The 18,802-nt window shown below is 58.6% G+C and carries 20 protein-coding genes; 14 read left to right on the top strand and 6 right to left on the bottom strand.

What is annotated here, in order from left to right; genetic code table 11:
- Positions 1-36: 36 nt before the first annotated feature.
- Together QP970_RS00610 and QP970_RS00615 are read right to left on the bottom strand one after the other, a co-directional pair.
- Positions 37-768, bottom strand: coding sequence for an AMIN-like domain-containing (lipo)protein (locus QP970_RS00610; RefSeq protein ID WP_239269512.1), 732 nt, complete (start codon positions 766-768; stop codon positions 37-39).
- 118 nt (positions 769-886) lie between these two features.
- Positions 887-1,276: a VOC family protein gene (locus tag QP970_RS00615; protein WP_239269513.1), complete on the bottom strand. Its 390-nt coding sequence runs from the start codon at positions 1,274-1,276 to the stop codon at positions 887-889.
- A gap of 124 nt (positions 1,277-1,400) precedes the next feature.
- Between QP970_RS00615 and dapB the strand changes: the two genes are divergently transcribed.
- The 7 genes from dapB to QP970_RS00650 all read left to right on the top strand — a co-directional run bounded on the left by dapB (position 1,401) and on the right by QP970_RS00650 (position 11,509).
- Positions 1,401-2,147 (top strand): 4-hydroxy-tetrahydrodipicolinate reductase, encoded by a 747-nt coding sequence (dapB, locus tag QP970_RS00620; RefSeq protein ID WP_239269514.1) that lies wholly within the window; start codon positions 1,401-1,403, stop codon positions 2,145-2,147.
- 4 nt (positions 2,148-2,151) lie between these two features.
- Complete coding sequence (gene thyX, locus QP970_RS00625) at positions 2,152-2,898, top strand: FAD-dependent thymidylate synthase (RefSeq protein WP_239269515.1); 747 nt, start codon at positions 2,152-2,154, stop codon at positions 2,896-2,898.
- A 54-nt stretch (positions 2,899-2,952) separates the two neighbouring features.
- Positions 2,953-3,861: a 4-hydroxy-tetrahydrodipicolinate synthase gene (dapA, locus tag QP970_RS00630; protein WP_239269516.1), complete on the top strand. Its 909-nt coding sequence runs from the start codon at positions 2,953-2,955 to the stop codon at positions 3,859-3,861.
- A 2-nt stretch (positions 3,862-3,863) separates the two neighbouring features.
- Entirely contained in the window at positions 3,864-6,020 is a 2,157-nt protein-coding gene (locus tag QP970_RS00635; protein WP_239275485.1) for a ribonuclease J, read from the top strand.
- Between the two features lie 65 nt (positions 6,021-6,085).
- On the top strand, positions 6,086-6,724 hold the full coding sequence (locus QP970_RS00640) for a TIGR03085 family metal-binding protein (RefSeq protein WP_239269545.1): 639 nt from the start codon (positions 6,086-6,088) through the stop codon (positions 6,722-6,724).
- A gap of 272 nt (positions 6,725-6,996) precedes the next feature.
- Positions 6,997-10,218 carry an FtsK/SpoIIIE family DNA translocase gene (locus tag QP970_RS00645; protein ID WP_239275498.1) on the top strand — a complete coding sequence of 1,074 codons (3,222 nt, stop codon included), beginning with the start codon at positions 6,997-6,999 and terminating at the stop codon, positions 10,216-10,218.
- A gap of 169 nt (positions 10,219-10,387) precedes the next feature.
- The gene (locus tag QP970_RS00650; RefSeq protein WP_023017338.1) at positions 10,388-11,509 is read left to right on the top strand and encodes a TerC family protein; all 1,122 of its coding nucleotides are present in this window, start codon (positions 10,388-10,390) and stop codon (positions 11,507-11,509) included.
- Between the two features lie 10 nt (positions 11,510-11,519).
- Here the strand turns inward: QP970_RS00650 and QP970_RS00655 are convergent, their stop codons facing one another.
- Complete coding sequence (locus QP970_RS00655) at positions 11,520-11,810, bottom strand: YciI family protein (RefSeq protein WP_239269518.1); 291 nt, start codon at positions 11,808-11,810, stop codon at positions 11,520-11,522.
- A gap of 59 nt (positions 11,811-11,869) precedes the next feature.
- Between QP970_RS00655 and pgsA the strand changes: the two genes are divergently transcribed.
- The 4 genes from pgsA to QP970_RS00675 all read left to right on the top strand — a co-directional run bounded on the left by pgsA (position 11,870) and on the right by QP970_RS00675 (position 14,350).
- On the top strand, positions 11,870-12,454 hold the full coding sequence (gene pgsA, locus QP970_RS00660; protein ID WP_239269519.1) for a CDP-diacylglycerol--glycerol-3-phosphate 3-phosphatidyltransferase: 585 nt from the start codon (positions 11,870-11,872) through the stop codon (positions 12,452-12,454).
- 3 nt (positions 12,455-12,457) lie between these two features.
- The gene (locus QP970_RS00665; RefSeq protein WP_239269520.1) at positions 12,458-12,973 is read left to right on the top strand and encodes a CinA family protein; all 516 of its coding nucleotides are present in this window, start codon (positions 12,458-12,460) and stop codon (positions 12,971-12,973) included.
- Between the two features lie 8 nt (positions 12,974-12,981).
- Complete coding sequence (locus QP970_RS00670) at positions 12,982-13,359, top strand: helix-turn-helix domain-containing protein (RefSeq protein WP_005278839.1); 378 nt, start codon at positions 12,982-12,984, stop codon at positions 13,357-13,359.
- Between the two features lie 133 nt (positions 13,360-13,492).
- Positions 13,493-14,350, top strand: a complete 858-nt coding sequence (locus tag QP970_RS00675) for a PspA/IM30 family protein (protein WP_284869383.1) — start codon at positions 13,493-13,495, stop codon at positions 14,348-14,350.
- A 124-nt stretch (positions 14,351-14,474) separates the two neighbouring features.
- Here the strand turns inward: QP970_RS00675 and QP970_RS00680 are convergent, their stop codons facing one another.
- The 3 genes from QP970_RS00680 to QP970_RS00690 are packed head-to-tail and all read right to left on the bottom strand — an operon-like array spanning position 14,475 to position 16,367.
- Positions 14,475-15,098 (bottom strand): energy-coupling factor transporter transmembrane component T family protein, encoded by a 624-nt coding sequence (locus QP970_RS00680; RefSeq protein WP_255716860.1) that lies wholly within the window; start codon positions 15,096-15,098, stop codon positions 14,475-14,477.
- A 13-nt stretch (positions 15,099-15,111) separates the two neighbouring features.
- Positions 15,112-15,804, bottom strand: coding sequence for an energy-coupling factor ABC transporter ATP-binding protein (locus tag QP970_RS00685; RefSeq protein WP_284771450.1), 693 nt, complete (start codon positions 15,802-15,804; stop codon positions 15,112-15,114).
- On the bottom strand, positions 15,804-16,367 hold the full coding sequence (locus QP970_RS00690; RefSeq protein WP_239269522.1) for a biotin transporter BioY: 564 nt from the start codon (positions 16,365-16,367) through the stop codon (positions 15,804-15,806). The genes QP970_RS00685 and QP970_RS00690 overlap by 1 nt, the downstream gene beginning before the upstream one ends.
- Before the next feature lie 130 nt (positions 16,368-16,497).
- Between QP970_RS00690 and QP970_RS00695 the strand changes: the two genes are divergently transcribed.
- The 3 genes from QP970_RS00695 to recX all read left to right on the top strand — a co-directional run bounded on the left by QP970_RS00695 (position 16,498) and on the right by recX (position 18,670).
- Positions 16,498-16,713: a DUF3046 domain-containing protein gene (locus tag QP970_RS00695; protein WP_023017347.1), complete on the top strand. Its 216-nt coding sequence runs from the start codon at positions 16,498-16,500 to the stop codon at positions 16,711-16,713.
- Between the two features lie 181 nt (positions 16,714-16,894).
- Positions 16,895-18,031 (top strand): recombinase RecA, encoded by a 1,137-nt coding sequence (gene recA, locus QP970_RS00700; RefSeq protein WP_023030598.1) that lies wholly within the window; start codon positions 16,895-16,897, stop codon positions 18,029-18,031.
- Positions 18,032-18,070: 39 nt separating this feature from the next.
- The gene (gene recX, locus QP970_RS00705) at positions 18,071-18,670 is read left to right on the top strand and encodes a recombination regulator RecX (protein ID WP_239275489.1); all 600 of its coding nucleotides are present in this window, start codon (positions 18,071-18,073) and stop codon (positions 18,668-18,670) included.
- The last annotated feature ends 132 nt before the right edge of the window (positions 18,671-18,802 follow it).

An 18,802-nucleotide genomic window follows, 5' to 3' on the forward strand; every position in this document is an offset into this window, starting at 1 on the left:
AAACAGGGCCATTTTCTATGCCTGCGCCGTGATCACTCAGTTCTGGAAATCAAGCACAAGGCGTTTGGGGTTTTGCAGGAAGGTCACGGAATAAGGCGTTTGCTTCTTTAGCCCGATGACCAACTGCGTTTGCGCCTCGAAGGTGGTGGTGTAGTTGATCTCTTGCACGACACCGGCACCTGGTGTGATGCCAGTATCCATAAACCTTTGTTCTAACTCCGGCGTCGATGGCCACGGGGTGCCCTCGATACCAAGGTTGAGGAAAGTGGCGCCTTTGACCTCGACCGGAAGCCCCGATGCTTGGTGGGCGGGCTGATCCGTATAGGTAGTAAACCACCCTGCTTCTCCGTCGCCTTCAAGATCAACCACGACGCGGGTAAAAGAGTCATGCGCGGCTACTCGGATCCCGGTGGGGACGAGGCCACCCAATCCAGGAGGTAGGTGGCGCTGATCCTCGAGGGAGGGCGTGCCCATACCGCCAAAAGCAGGTTTTGGATCATTGCCCTGCGCTTGTTGCTGATGATGGCTTAACGGGGCGGTGTCTTCTACCGTCTTGGTTGGGTCATCGGCAGTGGTCGTGGTGGTAGGCTCTGATTTCTTTGCCGCAGACGTGGTCGACTCAGCGGTGGAACTGGTTGATTCCTCCTGCGTGGCAAATGAGGCATCGGCGGCCTCGTCATCGCTGGGGCTAGCGCAAGCAGCCAGCGAGAGCATGCAGCTTATACCGGCGCCAGCAGCGATAGCGCGGGTGAGAGTAGATCGAGACATTCTGACCACTTCCTAGGTTGTCTACCTTGTTGTCTCTTCCAATTCTACCGGTACACAAGTGGCCTAACTGGGGAAGTGATGCAATTGTTGTATAAGGGAAAGTAGCGAAGGCGTGGGCCTAGCGCTTCAACTGGACGAGCTGGATGAGGTTACCCACGGTATCGTCAAAGACTGCGGTAATGGAGGGGCCAACGTCGGTGGGCTCCATGGTAAAGTCCACGCCCTTGTCCTTGAGTTCGGCGTATTCTTTCTCCACATCCTGCGACAAGAATTGGGTGACCGGGATATTATCCGCCTTCAGCGCCTCGGTGTACGTTTTGGCGGCTGGGTGACCCTTGGGTTCAAGCAGCAATTCAACGCTGCCGTCGCCGTCCGCGTTGGTGACCGTTAGCCACCGGAAATCGCCGTGCGTGACGTCATCTTTTACCCGGAAACCTAGGACATCGACATAAAAATCGTGGGCGCGAGCAACGTCATCTACTGGAACGGACGCAATATAAATCTGCATGACGCCCAGTCTAGCAGTGGTATTTTTGCCGTTCGGAGGCCCGCCCGCCGCGGATGGGCGAGCGCGATAGGATGGGAAAGAAACAAAGGTTTAACTCAAAGTTGTTAAGAAAGTGAGGCCCGCAATGGCGATCAAAGTAGGAGTCTTGGGAGCGCAGGGGCGCGTCGGCAAAGCGATTGTTGAAGGCGTTCATGCCGAAGATGATCTAGAGCTCGTAGCGGAAATTAGCCGCGGGGATGACCTGCAGCACTTGGTTGATAATCACGCAGAGGTCATCGTGGACTTCACCCAGCCTGATTCGGTGATGGGAAACCTGGAGTTTTGCATCGCGAACGGCATTCACTGCGTGGTGGGCACCACTGGCTTTGATAAAGAGCGCCTGGACCAGGTGGAGCAGTGGACCCGCCAAGAAGGTGCTGGCAACGTGCTGATCGCACCGAATTTCGCCATCTCTGCCGTGATGACCATGGTGCTTGCCAAGCAGGCGGCGAAGTTTTTCGAGACCGCAGAGGTCGTTGAATTTCACCACCCCACCAAGCTGGATGCGCCTTCCGGCACCGCCATCCACACCGCAGAGGCCATTGCCCAGGCGCGCCGCGATGCCGAATTGGGCGAGATGCCGGATGCGACGGAAAAGTCCCTCGAGGGCGCGCGCGGTGCGAATGTAGACGGAATCCCGGTGCATGCCGTGCGTACCCGCGGCATGGTGGCCCACGAAGAGGTCATTTTCGGTGCGCAGGGGCAATCCCTGACCATCCGCCAGGATTCCTACGATCGTTCCTCCTTTACCCCTGGCGTTTTGGTCGGCGTGCGCGAGATTGCGCAGCACCCGGGATTGGTTGTCGGGCTAGACAAGTACCTGGGGCTGTAGCGGTATGGCCACTGCGAGTGAGCTAAATATCCAGCTCATTGCCGCCACCGAGTTTCACCCGCCACAGGGAACGCAGTGGCGTGCCGATGAGACGGCGACCGATGGCGAGGCCCTCGTCGAATTCGCAGGACGGGCGTGTTATGAGTCTTTTGACAAACCCAACCCGCGCACCGCGACGAACTCCGCCTACCTGCACCACATCATGGAGGTAGGCCATACGGCGCTATTGGAACACGCCACGGCCACGATGTACATCACGGGGCTCTCGCGCTCAGCCAGCCATGAATTGGTTCGCCACCGGCATTTTTCCTTTTCGCAGCTATCCCAGCGCTTTGTGCACCCTAATGAGATGCACGTAGCGCTGCCCAAGCTGGTGGAAGAAGATGAGCAATTACGCCGATTGGTCATGCAAGCCGTGGATGAAACCCGTTTTGTCTACGATGAGCTGCTAGAGGCCTTGGAAGAAAAGCTGGATGAGCCGAATGCGCTGCTGCGAAAGAAGCAGGCGCGGCAGGCGGCGCGCGCAGTATTGCCCAATGCGACGGAAACCAGGCTCGTCGTTACCGGCAATTACCGCGCGTGGCGCCACTTCATTGGGGCGCGGGCGGCTGAGCATGCTGATACGGAATTGCGCGAAGTGGCGGTGGAGTGCTTGAAGCATTTGCAGGAGCAAGCACCAGCGCTTTTCGATGACTTCCATATCACCACGTTGGCCGATGGAACGCAGATGGCCGCAAGCCCTTACGCTTAACACGCGCCACCCCGATGCGGCCAAAAGGTGCACTAGCGGGTAACCTTGACGGCTATGAGCACAGGTATGACAGCAAAGACTGGCGTTGACACCTTCGGTCGCATTGGCGTCGCCATGGTCACTCCGTTTGATCGTGACGGTGCGCTGGATGTAGAAGCGGGTCGCCGCCTGGCAGCTCATCTCGTAGACAACGGCGTGGATTCACTCATCTTGGGTGGAACGACGGGCGAGTCTCCTACCACGTCCTTGGACGAAAAGTTGGAGCTGCTCAAGGCCGTAAAAGAGGAAGTGGGAGACCGCGTCCGGATCTGTGCGGGCGCCGGAACGAATAACACCGCAACCTCGATTGAGGTTGCCCAAGCTTCCGCCGCCGCAGGAGCCGATAGCTTGCTCGTTGTGACTCCGTATTACTCCAAGCCCTCCCAAAAGGGCGTCTACGAGCATTTTGCCGCAGTTGCTGATTCTACGGATCTGCCGATTTGCGTCTATGACATCCCTGGCCGCTCGGGCATCCCAGTGGCGTCGGATACGCTCCGCCGCCTTACGGAATTGCCGACTATCCAAGCCGTGAAGGACGCTAAGGGCGATCTTTCCGCGGCCGCAGAACTCATCCAAGAAACCGACTTGGCGTGGTACTCCGGTGACGATCCGATTAACCTGCCGTGGCTATCCCTCGGTGCTTCGGGTTTCATCTCCGTCATCGGGCACGCTGCGCCGCGTGCCTTGGTAGAACTCTATGAAGCTTTCGATGCGGGCGATTTGGCCCGCGCGCAAGAAATAAATTACTCAACGCTTCTTCCACTGACCCGCGCTCAGGCGCGGTTGGGCGGAGCGACATTTGCAAAGGAAGCTCTGCGCCTGCAGGGCTTTGAAGTTGGCGATCCCCGCCTTCCTGTTACCGCCGCGAGCGAGGAGGAACGCGAGGTACTTCGCCGTGATTTGGAACAATCTGGAGTCCTTTAAGAATGACTGAACCCCGTAACCGTTCCCGCAAGGTCACCCGCAAGGCGGGTCCACCTTCGGAAACTGAGACCGCCTCCAATGAGGCGGCTTCGCCCGTATTTCAGGCCCCTGCAAATAACGCCGGCACTGCCGGAAATGAAGACCAGGGCAACTCTGGCAAGAATAACTCTGCCGATAACAAGAACGACGGCGATAACAACGGCCGCCGCTCGCGTTCCCGTGGCGGCCGCGGCCGTGGCCGTGGTGGAAACGGCAATAATGGCAATGGCCAGGGAAATAACCACGGCGGCAATGGCCACGGTGGCAATAATAAGAACAACAACGGTGGCAACGGAAAGAACGGCAACGGCAAGGGCCGTGGCCGCAATAACAATAACCGCGGCCGCCGCAACGTGCCGAAGTCCATGCAGGGTGCTGATTTGACCAAGCGCCTGCCGGAACCGCCAAAGCAGGCGAAGGATACGCTGCGCATCTACGCCTTGGGCGGTATCTCCGAAATCGGCCGCAACATGACCGTCTTTGAGTACGGCGATGAGCTGCTCATCATTGACTGCGGCGTGCTCTTCCCATCGTCTGGCGAGCCTGGCGTGGACCTCATCCTGCCGGACTTCGGGCCGATTGAGAAGAAGATCGACAAGGTCAAGGCCCTCGTGGTCACCCACGCCCACGAAGACCACATCGGTGCCATCCCGTGGCTGCTGAAGCTGCGCCCGGATATCCCCATCGTGGCTTCCCGTTTCACCATCGCGCTTATTGCGGCCAAGTGTAAGGAACACCGCCAGAAGCCGAAGTTCGTCGAGGTCAACGAGAAGTCTGACGTGACCTACGGTTGCTTCCGCGTTCGCTTCTGGGCGGTCAACCACTCCGTGCCGGATGCGCTCGGCATCATGCTGGGCACCCCGGCAGGCAATATCATCCACACCGGTGATATCAAGCTTGACCAGACCCCGTTGGATAATCGCCCGACCGACCTTCCGGCGCTGTCTCGTTACGGCGACGAGGGCGTCGACCTCATGCTGTGCGATTCCACCAACGCCACCGTGCCGGGTGTATCCGCCTCCGAGGGCGATATCCCGGCCAACTTCAAGCGCTTGGTGGCTAATGCGAAGCAGCGCGTCATCTTGGCTTCCTTCGCCTCGAACGTCTACCGCGTGCAGGCCGCCATCGACGCTGCCGTGGCCAATGGCCGCAAGGTGGCCTTCAATGGCCGTTCGATGATGCGCAATATGGAAATCGCGGAAAAGATGGGCTTTTTGAAGGTCCCGCGCGGTACCATCATCCCCATCGACGAGGCCGCGAAGATGGCTCCGCACAAGACCATGCTCATTACCACTGGTACGCAGGGTGAGCCGATGGCCGCGCTGTCCCGCATGGCCCGCCGCGAGCACCGCCAGATCACGGTGCGCGATGGCGATACCATCATCTTCTCCTCCTCGCTCATCCCGGGCAACGAAGAGGCCGTATTCGGCGTTATCAATATGCTGTCCCAGATCGGTGCCAACGTCATTACCAACCAGGACGTCAAGGTCCACGCTTCCGGCCACGGCTACTCCGGCGAGCTGCTCTTCCTGTACAACGCGGCGCGCCCGCGCAATGCCATGCCGGTCCACGGCGAGTGGCGCCACCTGCGTGCCAATAAGGAATTGGCGATTTCCACCGGTGTGGCCCGCGACCGGACGGTCTTGGCGCAAAACGGTGTCGTGGTAGATCTGCGCAAGGGCCGCGCGGAGGTTGTCGGCCAGCTGCAGGTTGGCCACCTCTACGTCGATGGAGTGTCCATGGGCGATGTCGATGCCGATACCTTGGCAGACCGCACCAACCTGGGCGCCGGCGGCGTGGTATCCATTACCTGCGTGATTGATAACCGCACCTCCCGCCTGCTCGAGCACCCAACCGTGGCAACCACCGGTTTCTCCGATGATGACCGCGGCGTTGTGCCCGAGGTTGCGGAGATGGTGGAAAACACCATGAACGATCTCGCCGCAGAGGGCGAGAATGACACCTACCGGATGGTGCAAAAGCTGCGCCGCAAGGTCTCCAAGCTCATGGATTCCAAGTACAAGCGCGAGCCGGTTATTTTGCCCACCATCGTGCCGACGAATTCAGGCACGCTGCTTGCCGATGACGCCGATGTCGACGCCAGCCGCGAGTCCCTGTAGGTTCTCCTACAAAAGGATTTAATTCCGGCATAGTTTCTGTGCCCCAGCATTTCGATGACCTCGGTATGCTGGGGCACATGTCGTTTTCATCTTCCGAACGCGCCAAGATGGTCGCGCTTTTGCATCAGCTAGGTCCAGACGCCCCCACGCTGTGTGAAGGCTGGACCACGCGCGACTTAGTTGCCCACCTGTGGGTGCGCGAAAACCGTCCCGATGCCGCAGCGGGCATGTTCCTTTCGGTCCTGCAGCCCCACCTGGAAAAGGAATCCGCCAAGGTTGCCCGCCGCGATTTCGATGAGCTTGTCGATGCCTGGGGGAGGGGACCAGCAAAGTTCAACCCCGCACGTTTTCTCGATGCCCAGCAAAATTTGGGCGAACATTTTATCCACCACGAGGATATCCGTCGCGCCAATGGCCAGACCGAACCCCGCGATTTCTCTGTCGCCGTGCAGAAGAAGCTGCACCGTTTTTTGAAGATCTGGGCCAAATTGAGCCTGCGTAAATCCACCCAGCCGGTGATCCTGCAGCCGGACGGGATGCCGCGCATCGTCGTGGCAGATAAGCACGGGGTAGCCGATCGCGGCGATCGCGTGGTCCGCGTAAGCGGGGAGGTCGGCGAACTCCTGCTGTGGGCGTACGGGCGCGATGTCGTGCAGGTCACCATCAATGGCGACGAGTCAGCCATCAAGATGTCAACCCTGTAGGCTAGATAAAGTCGATTTTGTGGCCCATGCTGCGCCTTTTTGGTCCGGACGCGGGATAATTTCCGGCCAACTAGCACTGCCAAGCGTGTGGCGTATGTGATTTGTGGGGTTTTCCGGTTAAGGTAAATGACATGTCTGCCAAAAATGCCTCCTCTCGCGGATCGCGCCGGAACCAGACGCGAGCATCGAAAAGCGCGCCTGGCCGGAAAGCGAACAGGTCGCGGCCATCTGGTCGCAGCCAGTCCAGCGCCGGTGTGCCAGAGACGCTGGAGATGACCTCGTCTGGGCGCGCGGCAGGAACGACGCAAGAGCGTACGGGGAGTGCATTTAGGGCCGTCGGCAAGGGGCTTGGCTCCGCTTTTGGTGCCACCGCGCGCGGAATGGGCAATGTTGCCCGCGGCCTAGGCAATGGCCTTGCGGGCCTGAAGCCGAGCCAGGATGTAACTGCTGACGGCACGGAGGATTTCGAGAGAGCAAGGGAGCCACAGGAAATTTCTGATAGCGCCGGAAAAAAGAAGAAAAGCAAGGTAACTCGCGCGCGCGATATCGCAGCCGAAGAGGAGGCACAGGCTGCCGAGGAGGAGGCGGCTTCCCCGCAGGGCGGGTTGCGAGTCAATAATCCGGATGCGGTTGCCCTGGTGCTCATCGGCGTATCCATCGTCCTCGCCGCCACCGTGTGGTTTGGCGTTGCCGGCCAGGTGGGCGCCTGGGTAGGCAACCTGGTGCGCTACGTCATCGGCGCCGGCGCGTGGGTACTTCCCATTGCGCTCGTCGCGCTGGCCATTTCGCTCATGATGGAAATGGATGGTCCATCCGGGCGCATTAATCCGCGTATTGCGGGCGGCACGACGATTATCGTGCTGGCGATGCTGAGCCTCATCCACATCTTTGCCGGCAATCCGCCGCTTGGGTTTACCACCGATACCGCGGGCGGGGCCGGCGGTATTGTTGGCTTTGCCATCGGCGGGATTCTCGATGCCGCGTTTACCTCGTATGTTGCAGTACCCTTGCTCTTCCTCGTCATCATTTACGGCGCGCTGCTGGTCACCGGTATCACCATCCGCGAGGCCTATGAGCTCGTGGCGGATTCGCTGCGCTCGGCCTTTTCCCGCTTTGGTGGCAGCGATGCAGATTACGATGATGCGGACGAGGATGACGATCTCTACGGCCACGTGTCTGGCGATATCGACGATATTGCGCACGGCCGCGAGCGTTCCGAGCGCCCCGCCCCGAAGCGCCGCAGCACGTCCACTCCGCGCAAGACTGGCAGCCCCTATCCGGTGCAATCGCTTGCCGATGCCCCCGAGGACGACCACACCGTCGCCTTCAACACCCCGGTCCGCGCGGGCTATGAGCCGGTGGACCGCAACGACGAAGAGTTGAGCTACGGCTCGGACTCCCAAATGGGGGATACCGATGCCTTCCCGGCAGTAGACGACGCTGACTACGCAGAGGCTTCCGAATCCACCCAACAGGCCCTGCCAGAAAGCGAGCCCACCCGCGTCTTGGGTTCTGCCACCGGTGGTTCTTCCACCGGCCGCAAGTCGCGGGCTGGCCGCGGCGCTGGTGCTGGAGCCGCTGGGGCCGCTGGCGCCGGTGCTGCCGCTGCTTCTGGTGTGGCTGGTGCCGCAGGTGCAGCCGGCAAGGCCAAGGGCGCTGGTGCTGGAGCTGCCGCCGGAGCCGCTGCCGCTGGTGCCGCCAAGGCCGGTTCCGATGCTGTCTCTTCGGCGCACGAGGAGGCCCGGCGCCTATTCCGCGAGCGTTCTGGGCGCGATGCGGCCACCGGCGCACAGGTGGAATCCACCGCGGGGGCGGAACAGCCTGCCGCACAGCCCCAAGCCCCCGCGCCTGCGCAATTTGGCAACGACAACTATGCGGTGCCTTCTACCGATCTGCTGACCCCAGGCACGCCTGCGAAGGAACGCACCGAGATCAATGACCGCATCATCGAGGCCATTACCGATGTCTTCGAAGAGTTCAACGTCAATGCTCAAGTGACGGGCTTTAGCCGTGGCCCCACGGTGACACGCTATGAGATTGAGCTTGGACCAGGCGTGAAGGTTTCGAAGATTACGAACCTGCAGTCCAACCTGGCCTATGCCGTGGCTACCGATAACCTGCGTTTGCTCACGCCGATTCCGGGCAAGTCCGCGGTGGGTATTGAGGTGCCTAACCCGGACCGCGAAATGGTCCACCTGCGCGAGGTCTTGGACGCGCCCAGCATGACGTCTTCCCCGGACCCAATGTTGATTGGCCTGGGCAAGGATATCGAGGGCGAATATACGTCCTTTTCCGTGCAGAAGATGCCGCACTTGCTGGTTGCCGGCGCTACCGGTTCCGGTAAGTCCGCGTTCGTGAACTCCATGCTGGTCTCGCTGCTTACCCGCGCCACCCCGGAGCAGGTACGCCTGATCCTCGTCGACCCAAAGATGGTCGAGCTCACGCCGTATGAGGGCATCCCGCACCTGATTACGCCCATCATTACCCAGCCGAAGAAGGCCGCCGCGGCCCTCCAGTGGCTGGTAGAAGAGATGGAGCAGCGGTACATGGATATGAAGGCCGCGCGCGTGCGCAAGATCGAGGACTATAACCGCAAGGTTGTCTCCGGCGAGTACCAGGCACCGGCAGGTTCCGAGCGCGAGGTTCGTCCGTATCCTTATATCGTCTGCGTCGTCGACGAGCTGGCGGACTTGATGATGACCGCCCCGAAGGAGATCGAGGACTCCATCGTCCGCATCACCCAGAAGGCCCGCGCCGCCGGCATCCACTTGGTGCTTGCTACTCAGCGCCCGTCCGTCGATGTGGTTACCGGCCTTATCAAGACCAACGTGCCTTCCCGCTTGGCCTTTGCCACCTCGTCCTTGACCGACTCCCGCGTTATCTTGGACCAAGGCGGTGCGGAAAAGCTCATTGGCATGGGTGATGGTCTATTTATCCCGCAGGGCAAGCGCCCAGTGCGCATGCAAGGTGCCTTCGTTTCCGATGACGAGGTCATGGATGTGGTTGAGGCCGCTAAATCCCAGGCCGCCCCGAACTATACCGAGGGCGTGACCGAGGAAAAGCAGTCCGAGGCGAAGAAGGAGATCGACGATGACATTGGCAAGGACATGGATGATCTCCTCGAGGCCGTCGAGCTGGTGGTCACCGCTCAGCTGGGTTCCACCTCAATGCTGCAGCGTAAGCTGCGCATCGGTTTTGCCAAGGCGGGCCGCCTGATGGACCTGATGGAATCGCGCGGCGTCGTCGGGCCATCGGAAGGCTCCAAGGCGCGCGAGGTGCTGGTCAAGCCGGAAGAGCTCGATACCATCCTGTGGATGATTAAGGGCGCCGACCCTGCCGATGCCCCCAAGGAAATCCAGGACGAGATGAACCAGGAAGAAGACGATGATGGCGGCGATTCCGCAGATTCCGCTCTTTCCGATGCCCCCGACTCCCCCGATTCCGATACGCGGACGGTGCAAGCGACCTATAACCCATCATCCGGGGCCTTCTAAGTAGTGTAAGATGGTTACGGTCTTGGAGGGGAGTACCCCACATTCGGCATAGATCGTCAACACGGTAGCTGTGCGCTCCCGGTCGTGTCGGCCCAGCGAGGAATATCCGCTGGGCGGGGGAGACCTCCGGTCACTTTCTTAAAGTAAATTCGACCGGAGGGATCTCGCGATGAACGTTCCATTGTGGGTGTGGCTGGTCACCGGTGCGGTGATTCTAGCCTTTTTTATATTCGACTTTTATTCTCACGTGCGCAGTCCACATGAGCCCACCCTGAAAGAGTCGGGCCTGTGGACCTTGTTCTACATTGCCGTCGCCTTAGTTTTTGGCGGCGTTGTCTGGGCCGTATGGGGCCATGAGCACGGCATCCAATTCTTTACCGGTTATGTCACAGAGCAGGCGCTTTCCGTGGATAACCTCTTCGTATTTGCGCTTATCATGGGATCCTTTAAAATCCCGCGCAAGTACCAGCAAAAGGTGCTGCTCATCGGTATCATCATCGCCCTCGTCTTCCGCCTCGTATTCATTTTGCTGGGTGCGGCGGTCATCGCGGCGTGGTCTGATATCTTCTACCTCTTTGCCATCTTCCTGCTGTATACCGCCATCAAGTTGGTCATCGATGAGATTCGGGATGCGCCGGAGACCAACCCGAACGATATGGCCATCATCAAGCTCGTGCGCAAGGCGGTAGATGTCACCCCGCAGTACCACGGGGATAAGCTCACCCACCGCGTGGACGATGGCTCGAAGAAGGGCAAGTTCGCCTTCACGCCGCTATTCGTCGCGCTGGTATCCATTGGGCTTATCGATGTCATGTTTGCCTTCGATTCCATTCCGGCAATCTACGGCATTACCTCAGAGGCGTTTTTGGTCTTTACCACCAACGCATTCGCGCTGATGGGCCTGCGCCAAATGTACTTTCTTATCGATGGCCTCTTGGACCGCCTCGTCTACCTGCCTTACGGCCTGGGCATCATCCTGGGCTTCATCGGTGTCAAGCTGCTCTTCCACGCGTTGCACGAGAATAACCTGCCGTTTATCAATGGCGGCGACAATATCGAATCCGTGCCGGAAATCTCCACCATCGGCTCGCTGGTGGTCATTGTTGGAGTCTTGGTCATCACGGTTCTTGCATCGGTTATTAAGAACATGCGCGATAAAACCCAAGGCGTAGTGGCCGTATCCCACAACCACTACGACTGGGATGAGGAAGGAAATAAGATCGTACGCAATACGCGCGGCGATTACCTGGGCAGGGCCGAGGATCTGTCCAAGGAAGACCTACCCAACTAGGGGGGAGAGCCTAGAAGCGGGCTTTAACCGGGTTCCACTCGCGGAAGCTGCGGCCCTGGAGGCAGCCTTCTTGATAGAAGGGATCATCGTTCATCAGCTGGATGACATCGGCGACCTCGGTGCCATCATCGTCAAAGCGCACGACGATGAGCGCGCCTCCTTGGGAATCCGTGAACGGTCCCGAGGCCACGATGGTGCCCTCATCAAATAGTTTCCCGGTGAACTCGCGGTGGGCCGGGCGGACCTTCGCTATCTCTGGGTTGGCCGGGTTATATTCATAGTTGACTGCAAAATATTTCATACCGGACAGTATAAATTTTCGGGGGAGTGTGCCGCGAGACCATAACCCAAGCGGGTAGTATGTATAGGGTGAATCAACCCGGAGCACAGTCAGCGCAGTCCTCGGATGTGAATCCGCAGGTCTCTAATTGGAATCTGCCAAATGTCCTTACCTGCCTGCGTATCGTTTTCATTCCGGTCTTTGCATGGCTGGTCATCGGCGGCCACCAGTGGTGGTCTTTTGGCGTCTTCGCCGCCTTAATGCTCACGGATAAGCTCGATGGCGATATTGCTCGCGCCCGCGGGTTGATTACCGATTTTGGCAAGATCGCCGACCCCATTGCTGATAAAGCGCTCATGACCACAGCGCTTGTCTGTCTCAATATCGTCGATCAGCTTTCGGTTTGGGTTACCGTCATTATTCTGATCCGGGAATTCGGCATTACCATCTGGCGCATGGCCTTGCTGCGCCGCGGAAAAGTCGTCCCAGCCTCTAAAGGCGGCAAGTTGAAGACCGTCCTGCAGTCCTTTGCCGTAGGCCTATATTTGTGGCCGCTTCCCTCGTGGATGGATATTCCTACCTCCTTCATCATGTGGATGGCCGTCGTGGTAACGGTCATTACCGGCGTGCAGTATCTCATCGATGGACAAAAGCAAAATAGTTAAACAATGGCTTTCACAAAATCTGACCTCGTTGCCTTATTAACAGAGCGCCACGAGACCGTGGCTTTTTGCGAGTCGCTGACTGCCGGCCTAGCCAGCGCTACCATCGCTTCGGTGCCTGGAGCATCGGCCGTCTTGCGCGGCGGCCTTATTACCTATGCCACAGAGGTAAAGTCCCACTTCTTGGATAAACCAGTCTCTGAGATCGAACGCGTAGGCGTCGTCTCTGGCGAAACCGCAGTCGATATGGCCCGCGCCGCAGTTGCGGAAACGGGGGCGGATTGGGGCTTAGGGCTTACCGGCGTTGCCGGGCCAGATAAACAAGAAGGAAAAGATCCCGGCACGGTATTTTTAGGAATCTATTCCGCGGGCCGCATAGCGCAGTCTTATTGTTTGCGCGACTTGGGCACTGAACGCAACGACATCAGAAAGGCCACGGTAGGAGCAGCAATCGCCCAACTTGGTGCGATCATCAAAAATTTTCCTAGCAGTGGGGAACAAATTTCATCGAAGGAGCGTTAAAACGTACGATGAACATTTCTACAGCAGTCCTAGACCACTCGGCGCAGACTGCCGCGGAACCTGCGGCAGCGGCACCATCGGCGCCACAACCTGCCCGCGCCCCAGAACCACTCCTGCGTGAAGCATTGGGCCTGACCCTGCGTGCATTCCGCGCGGACAAGTCGGTTACCCTGCGCGAATTGGCTAGCGTTGCCCGCGTGTCACCGGGCTACTTGTCGGAGCTCGAGCGGGGCCGCAAGGAAGTTTCTTCTGAGTTACTGGCCTCCGTGTGCCACGCGCTCGACGCATCGGTGTCGGACGTCCTGATCGAGGCTGCCGGTTATATGGCGCTGCCCTCGATGGATGAAGAGCTCGCGCATACCGCGCCGGCTGCTTCTGAGCTTTAACGCGTGCGCGATTCTGAAAAGAATTGCCGCGGTGGATACCTTCGATTAGTAGCGGCAGAGCCCTAGGCGTTGGGTTACTATGAACACGACAACGCGACGCATTACCACATTCCTTAGAAAGGTCTAGAGCATAATGGCGAATCCATTTGTTAAGGGTTGGAAGTACCTGATGGCACTGTTCGATAATAAAATCGAAGAGAATGCCGATCCGAAAATTCAGATTGAGCAGGCCATCGAAGATGCCCAACGTCAGCACCAAGAGCTTTCGCAGCAAGCTGCGGCGGTCATTGGCAATCAGCGCCAGCTGGAGATGCAACTTAACCGTCGCCTAGCCGAGGTCGAAAAGCTGCAGGGCAATACCCGCCAGGCGCTCGAGCTTGCGGATAAGGCGCGCGCCAATGGTGATGAAAACAAGGCCGTGGAGTACGAGAACGCCGCCGAGGCCTTTGCCGTTCAGTTGGTGACCGCAGAGGAGTCTGTGGAGGACACGAAGAAGCTCCACGACCAGGCATTGCAACAGGCTGAGCAGGCTAAGCGCGCTGTAGAACGCAATAATGCAGCCCTGCGCCAGAAGGTTGATGAGCGTTCGAAGCTGCTATCGCAGCTGGAGCAGGCAAAGATGCAGGAAAAGGTTTCCGAGTCTTTGAACTCCATGAACGAGCTTTCTGCAGGCGGCAACACGCCTTCGCTCGATGCCGTGCGCGATAAGATTGAGCGCCGTTACTCCAAGGCTCTGGGCCAAGCGGAGTTGGCGGAAAATTCCGTCGAAAACCGTATGGCCGAGGTGCAGCAGGCGGGCATCCAGATGGCCGGCCACTCCCGCTTGGAGCAGATCCGTAGCGAGATGAACTCCACGAAGTCCGTAGAATCTAACCGCACCCAGGCCATCGAGGGCAATAAGGCCTCTGGCTCTGCTGCGGATCAGGCAGCGCAGCCGACCTCGAATGATGATGCCGTCCAGGCTCGCTTGCGAGAGCTGCGCGGAGAGTAACTTCCTCATCCCGCGCTTGTCGTAGCGCTAATTGAAAAATAGCCTCCGATCTTTCCTTTGCCGCGTTGAGCGGTGGGGAAGTCGGAGGCTTTGTCGCGCTATCAGTGTATGTGCCTAAGTTTTCTTAGTCACCGACGCCGCGGGCCTGAAGGGCTTCGCCAATGGCCCGAGCGCGCCGAATGGAGCGAATGATGACGGGCGTGACAAAGGCCGAGGGGGAGAACCCAGCGCCGCGAGCCTTGCGGGCATCGAGAACCTCGTAGATCGTTTCGAACATGAGGGGGATGAGGCGGATAGTCAGGGACATCGCCAAGCTAATGTTTTCTACCGGGACGCCGAAACGATTCAGCGGCTGGAGGGATTCTTCCAGCGACTCCATGATGGCGTCGACCGTCGAAGTGAGCGTTAGCAAAAAGGCCAGAATCATGGCCGCCAAAATATTGAGGAACATCACCGCGGCGTAGTCAAAATCCTTCGCCCACCATTGGAAACCGGCAAGGGGAATGAGGATGACCAGGGGCGGCCAGAGTTGGCTCCAGGCAATTCGTAGGGGGATGCGGGCGATGACATAGGTTAGCGCTGCGGCGATCACCGCACCGCCTGCCCACGGCAGAGTATTGAAAAAGATGCTGGTAACCAGGATAAATACCAGCAAGATGAGTATCTTCCAGCTGGGCTTCATCCGGTGGATTACCGTCGTGCCCGGAACATATACGGATAGCGGAATATTGGTTCTGCGTCGGGTCATTAGAGGTGGCTTTCTAGAGTGGCCGCCGCGCCATGAGATCTCTGTAAAAATCGATGACCTCCTGGGGAGCGCCATCGGCGGCAACCTTGTGGTCATCGATACAAATGACACGGTCAAAATCCGTGAGGAATTCCAGATCGTGAGTAACGACGATGAGCTGCTGGTCAAGCTGCGCGAACTCGCGCTTGATGCGGTCGCGATTGCGGAGATCAAGCAGCGTCGTTGGTTCATCGGCGATGATGAGCACTGGGTCGATGACCAGCACTGCGGCTAAGGCGAGCAATTGCTTTTGTCCACCAGAAAGAGTGTGCGGGGAGCGCTCGGCAAATTCTAAGAGCCCGAACCGTTCCAAGGCGGCGTCTACTCGGGCATTGCGCTCATCCTTCGATAGCTTGAAGCGGCGCAGGGAAAAAGCGATGTCATCGCGTACATTGGGCATGACGATCTGATTTTCGGCATCGGAAAAGACAAAACCCACCTTTTCGCGCACTTTCTTGCCCTGCTCGCTGGGATTGATGCCGTCGACGGTGACGGTACCCGCGGTGGGCTCACCCAGGCCATTAATAAGCCGGGTCAGTGTGGACTTTCCGCCGCCATTTTGACCGATGACGCCGATCCGCTGCTCGCTTAAAGTGAGGTTGATGTCATTGAGGACCACCGTCTCATCAAAAGCTACCGTGACCGAGGAAAAGTCGATGGTGGGCACTAGGAGGCCTTCCTACCCATCAGGTCGGGGAATGCGGAGTGAACACCAACGGCAATGATAACGGCCACGACGAGCTTTGCGGTGTCAACGAGGACGAATGGGCCTTGCGCTGCGATGGCCGGGCCGACGTCCAATCCGGAGCGAAGCATCAGGCCGATCGCGCCACAGGTGTATTGCACGAGAAGGCCAACGATGGCTGCGATAGCGAGTACCACGGTCATCCCGCCCTTCCCGCGTGGGGCGCGGTAAGCAATGGCGCCGGCGGCGATAGGGGAGAGTACGTAACCGATGATGTATCCCACGGTAGGGCCGGCAAGCGCGCGGAGCGTGGTGCCACCGCCTGCCAAAACGGGCAATGCCAAACCGATAAAGAGGAATAGCAAGCCAACGTAGCCCCCGCGCTTTCCGCCCAAGATGAGGCCGGACAAAATGAGCGCGGCGTTTTGCAAGACGATGGGCACGCCGGCGGTGCCTACGGGGATAGAAACGAAGGCTAAAACGATAACGAGGGCGGTAAATACCGCTACATAGGCAATGGTGGTTGCCACGGAGTTCTTTTGCATGGACAAAGATTAGCACCTTGGAGAAAAACGCTGTAGACACACCAATTTGAACGTCGTTCAAGGAAGCTAATTCTGGGGTCCTGGTAAAAGTTTTGGAAATATTTCCATGGTGGTGGGTAGGATTGCGCGCATGCGATTGACGGAGTACCACCAACTGGTTGTGGATGAATTTGGCGAATCAAAAGGGGCGTGGATTAGCCATTCGCATGTTTTATCAGAGCTTAATGGAACGCCGGATGAGCTTATCGAACGTGGCGTCGATCCCCGCCGTGTCTGGATAGGGCTGTGCAATGACTTCGATGTTCCCCAAGAGCGCCGTCTCGGCGTAGATTACCCATCCTTATAGGGTCTCAGAAAAGCCGAAAAGGTGTGTCTATTTTCGATATTCGAACAGATGTATGTACTCTAGTTGGGGTGTCGGTGTGGGCGACTACAGTGGGATCGCAATGAGGGCGGAACCATTTAGGGTTCTGCAGCAGTCTAATTAAGTGTTCACGCAGCGTCGTACGAGATAAGGATTTATAACAATGGCAACGAAAAAGAAATCATCCTCAGCCGCAACCAAGGGAGATGACCGCAAGAAGGCGCTAGATGCCGCTATGGCCATGATCGAAAAGGATTATGGCAAGGGCGCCGTTATGCGCTTGGGTGATGATGATCGCCCGCCCATCAAGGCCATTTCTTCCGGCAACACGGCAATCGACGTGGCGCTGGGCATCGGTGGCTTCCCGCGCGGGCGAATTGTGGAAATCTATGGCCCAGAGTCTTCCGGTAAGACGACGGTGGCGTTGCATGCCATTGCCTCGGCGCAAAAAGACGGCGGCATTGCAGCGTTTATCGATGCCGAGCACGCCCTCGACCCCCAATATGCACGCCTGCTAGGCGTCGACACCGATAACCTCCTCGTGTCCCAGCCCGATACCGGTGAGCAGGCTCTGGAAATCGCGGACATGCTGGTGCGCTCCGGCGCCATCGACATTATCGTCGTGGACTCCGTGGCGGCGCTGACCCCTAAGGCGGAAATCGAAGGCGAGATGGGCGATAGCCACGTCGGCCTGCAAGCCCGCCTGATGTCCCAGGCCTTGCGCAAGATGACCGGTGCGCTATATAACTCCGGCACCACCGCAATCTTCATCAACCAGCTGCGCGAGAAGATTGGTGTGATGTTCGGCTCCCCGGAGACCACCACCGGTGGTAAAGCGCTGAAGTTCTACTCCTCCGTGCGCTGCGATATCCGCCGTATCCAGACGCTGAAGGATGGCCAAGACGCCATCGGTAACCGCACGAAGCTCAAGGTGGTAAAGAATAAGGTTTCCCCGCCGTTCAAGATCGCCGAGTTCGACATCATGTACGGCGAGGGCATTTCTCGCGAGTCCTCCATCATCGATCTCGGCGTAGAAAACGGTTTCATCCGCAAGTCCGGTTCTTGGTTTACCTACGAAGGCGATCAGCTGGGCCAAGGTAAGGAAAAGGCGCGTTCCTTCTTGAAGGACAACCCCGACCTTGCCAATGAGATCGAAAAGAAGATCTTCCAGAAGCTCGGCATTGGGGAAGAGGCGGCAAATGGTGAAGAAGCTACCGCCATGGATGTCCCCGGCTCCGATGACCCATTGACGGATGAATCCGTAGATTTGGTCCCAAACGTCGACTTCGATGACGACTAAGCCTGTCCACCAACACTCCCACCGCTTAACACCCGCGCTATGAATCAACCCGCCCCTGACAAGCTAGAGCAACTCCGCCAGGCCCTTGAAGCCTATGAAAAAGGAGAAGCCGGGGGCGGGCTTTTTGATCGGGAGGCCGAAGAGGCAAAATCAAAGGTGCGGTCCCGCGCATTGGGCCTGCTCGACCAGCGTTCGCGGTCCCGTCAGGAATTGTACGACCGCTTAGTACAGGCCGAATTCGACCCTGAGGTGGTTGACGAGGTCCTCGATGACTTGGCCCATGCCGGCTTAATTGACGATGCCGCCTTTGCCGCCGAATGGGTGCGGCAGCGGCATAAGCGGAGGGGGAAATCGCGCAGCGTCCTCGACCGCGAGCTCTGGGAGAAGGGCGTAAGTCAAGAAGACCGAGACGAAGCCCTCACCCAAATTGACGCGGCCGATGAAGAAGCGATGGCCCGAGCCTTGGCGGAAAAGAAGGCGCGCAGCGTGAAATCCGTTCCTGCAGATAGGAAGGAACGGGAAAAGGCGCTACGCAGGATCGTGGGAGTATTGGCGCGCCGCGGGTTCAACGAGGGGATGTCTTTAAACATCGCCATTAGCGCCCTTGATGAACGGTGCGAGGAGCTGTCTTCTCCTTAAATCCGGCGGATGGGGCTTAGTGCCTTGTTGGCTCCAACCTAGTGACTCGCACACGCGCCCCACCCATCGCGGGCCCGTGCCCCAACGCGCCTCACGGCGTGCCCGATCCCACCCACGTGCCTGCACGGGTGC

The organism is Corynebacterium sp. MSK073, from assembly GCF_030232085.1.
GTDB lineage: Bacteria > Actinomycetota > Actinomycetes > Mycobacteriales > Mycobacteriaceae > Corynebacterium.

What these genes read in the sequence shown, in the direction of transcription:
- QP970_RS00610 (WP_239269512.1), bottom strand. Translation starts at nt 768, where the DNA reads ATGTCTCGATCTACTCTCACCCGCGCTATCGCTGCTGGCGCCGGTATA.
- QP970_RS00615 (WP_239269513.1), bottom strand. Translation starts at nt 1,276, where the DNA reads ATGCAGATTTATATTGCGTCCGTTCCAGTAGATGACGTTGCTCGCGCC.
- dapB (WP_239269514.1), top strand. Translation starts at nt 1,401, where the DNA reads ATGGCGATCAAAGTAGGAGTCTTGGGAGCGCAGGGGCGCGTCGGCAAA.
- thyX (WP_239269515.1), top strand. Translation starts at nt 2,152, where the DNA reads ATGGCCACTGCGAGTGAGCTAAATATCCAGCTCATTGCCGCCACCGAG.
- dapA (WP_239269516.1), top strand. Translation starts at nt 2,953, where the DNA reads ATGAGCACAGGTATGACAGCAAAGACTGGCGTTGACACCTTCGGTCGC.
- QP970_RS00635 (WP_239275485.1), top strand. Translation starts at nt 3,864, where the DNA reads ATGACTGAACCCCGTAACCGTTCCCGCAAGGTCACCCGCAAGGCGGGT.
- QP970_RS00640 (WP_239269545.1), top strand. Translation starts at nt 6,086, where the DNA reads ATGCTGGGGCACATGTCGTTTTCATCTTCCGAACGCGCCAAGATGGTC.
- QP970_RS00645 (WP_239275498.1), top strand. Translation starts at nt 6,997, where the DNA reads ATGACCTCGTCTGGGCGCGCGGCAGGAACGACGCAAGAGCGTACGGGG.
- QP970_RS00650 (WP_023017338.1), top strand. Translation starts at nt 10,388, where the DNA reads ATGAACGTTCCATTGTGGGTGTGGCTGGTCACCGGTGCGGTGATTCTA.
- QP970_RS00655 (WP_239269518.1), bottom strand. Translation starts at nt 11,810, where the DNA reads ATGAAATATTTTGCAGTCAACTATGAATATAACCCGGCCAACCCAGAG.
- pgsA (WP_239269519.1), top strand. Translation starts at nt 11,870, where the DNA reads ATGTATAGGGTGAATCAACCCGGAGCACAGTCAGCGCAGTCCTCGGAT.
- QP970_RS00665 (WP_239269520.1), top strand. Translation starts at nt 12,458, where the DNA reads ATGGCTTTCACAAAATCTGACCTCGTTGCCTTATTAACAGAGCGCCAC.
- QP970_RS00670 (WP_005278839.1), top strand. Translation starts at nt 12,982, where the DNA reads ATGAACATTTCTACAGCAGTCCTAGACCACTCGGCGCAGACTGCCGCG.
- QP970_RS00675 (WP_284869383.1), top strand. Translation starts at nt 13,493, where the DNA reads ATGGCGAATCCATTTGTTAAGGGTTGGAAGTACCTGATGGCACTGTTC.
- QP970_RS00680 (WP_255716860.1), bottom strand. Translation starts at nt 15,098, where the DNA reads ATGACCCGACGCAGAACCAATATTCCGCTATCCGTATATGTTCCGGGC.
- QP970_RS00690 (WP_239269522.1), bottom strand. Translation starts at nt 16,367, where the DNA reads ATGCAAAAGAACTCCGTGGCAACCACCATTGCCTATGTAGCGGTATTT.
- QP970_RS00695 (WP_023017347.1), top strand. Translation starts at nt 16,498, where the DNA reads ATGCGATTGACGGAGTACCACCAACTGGTTGTGGATGAATTTGGCGAA.
- recA (WP_023030598.1), top strand. Translation starts at nt 16,895, where the DNA reads ATGGCAACGAAAAAGAAATCATCCTCAGCCGCAACCAAGGGAGATGAC.
- recX (WP_239275489.1), top strand. Translation starts at nt 18,071, where the DNA reads ATGAATCAACCCGCCCCTGACAAGCTAGAGCAACTCCGCCAGGCCCTT.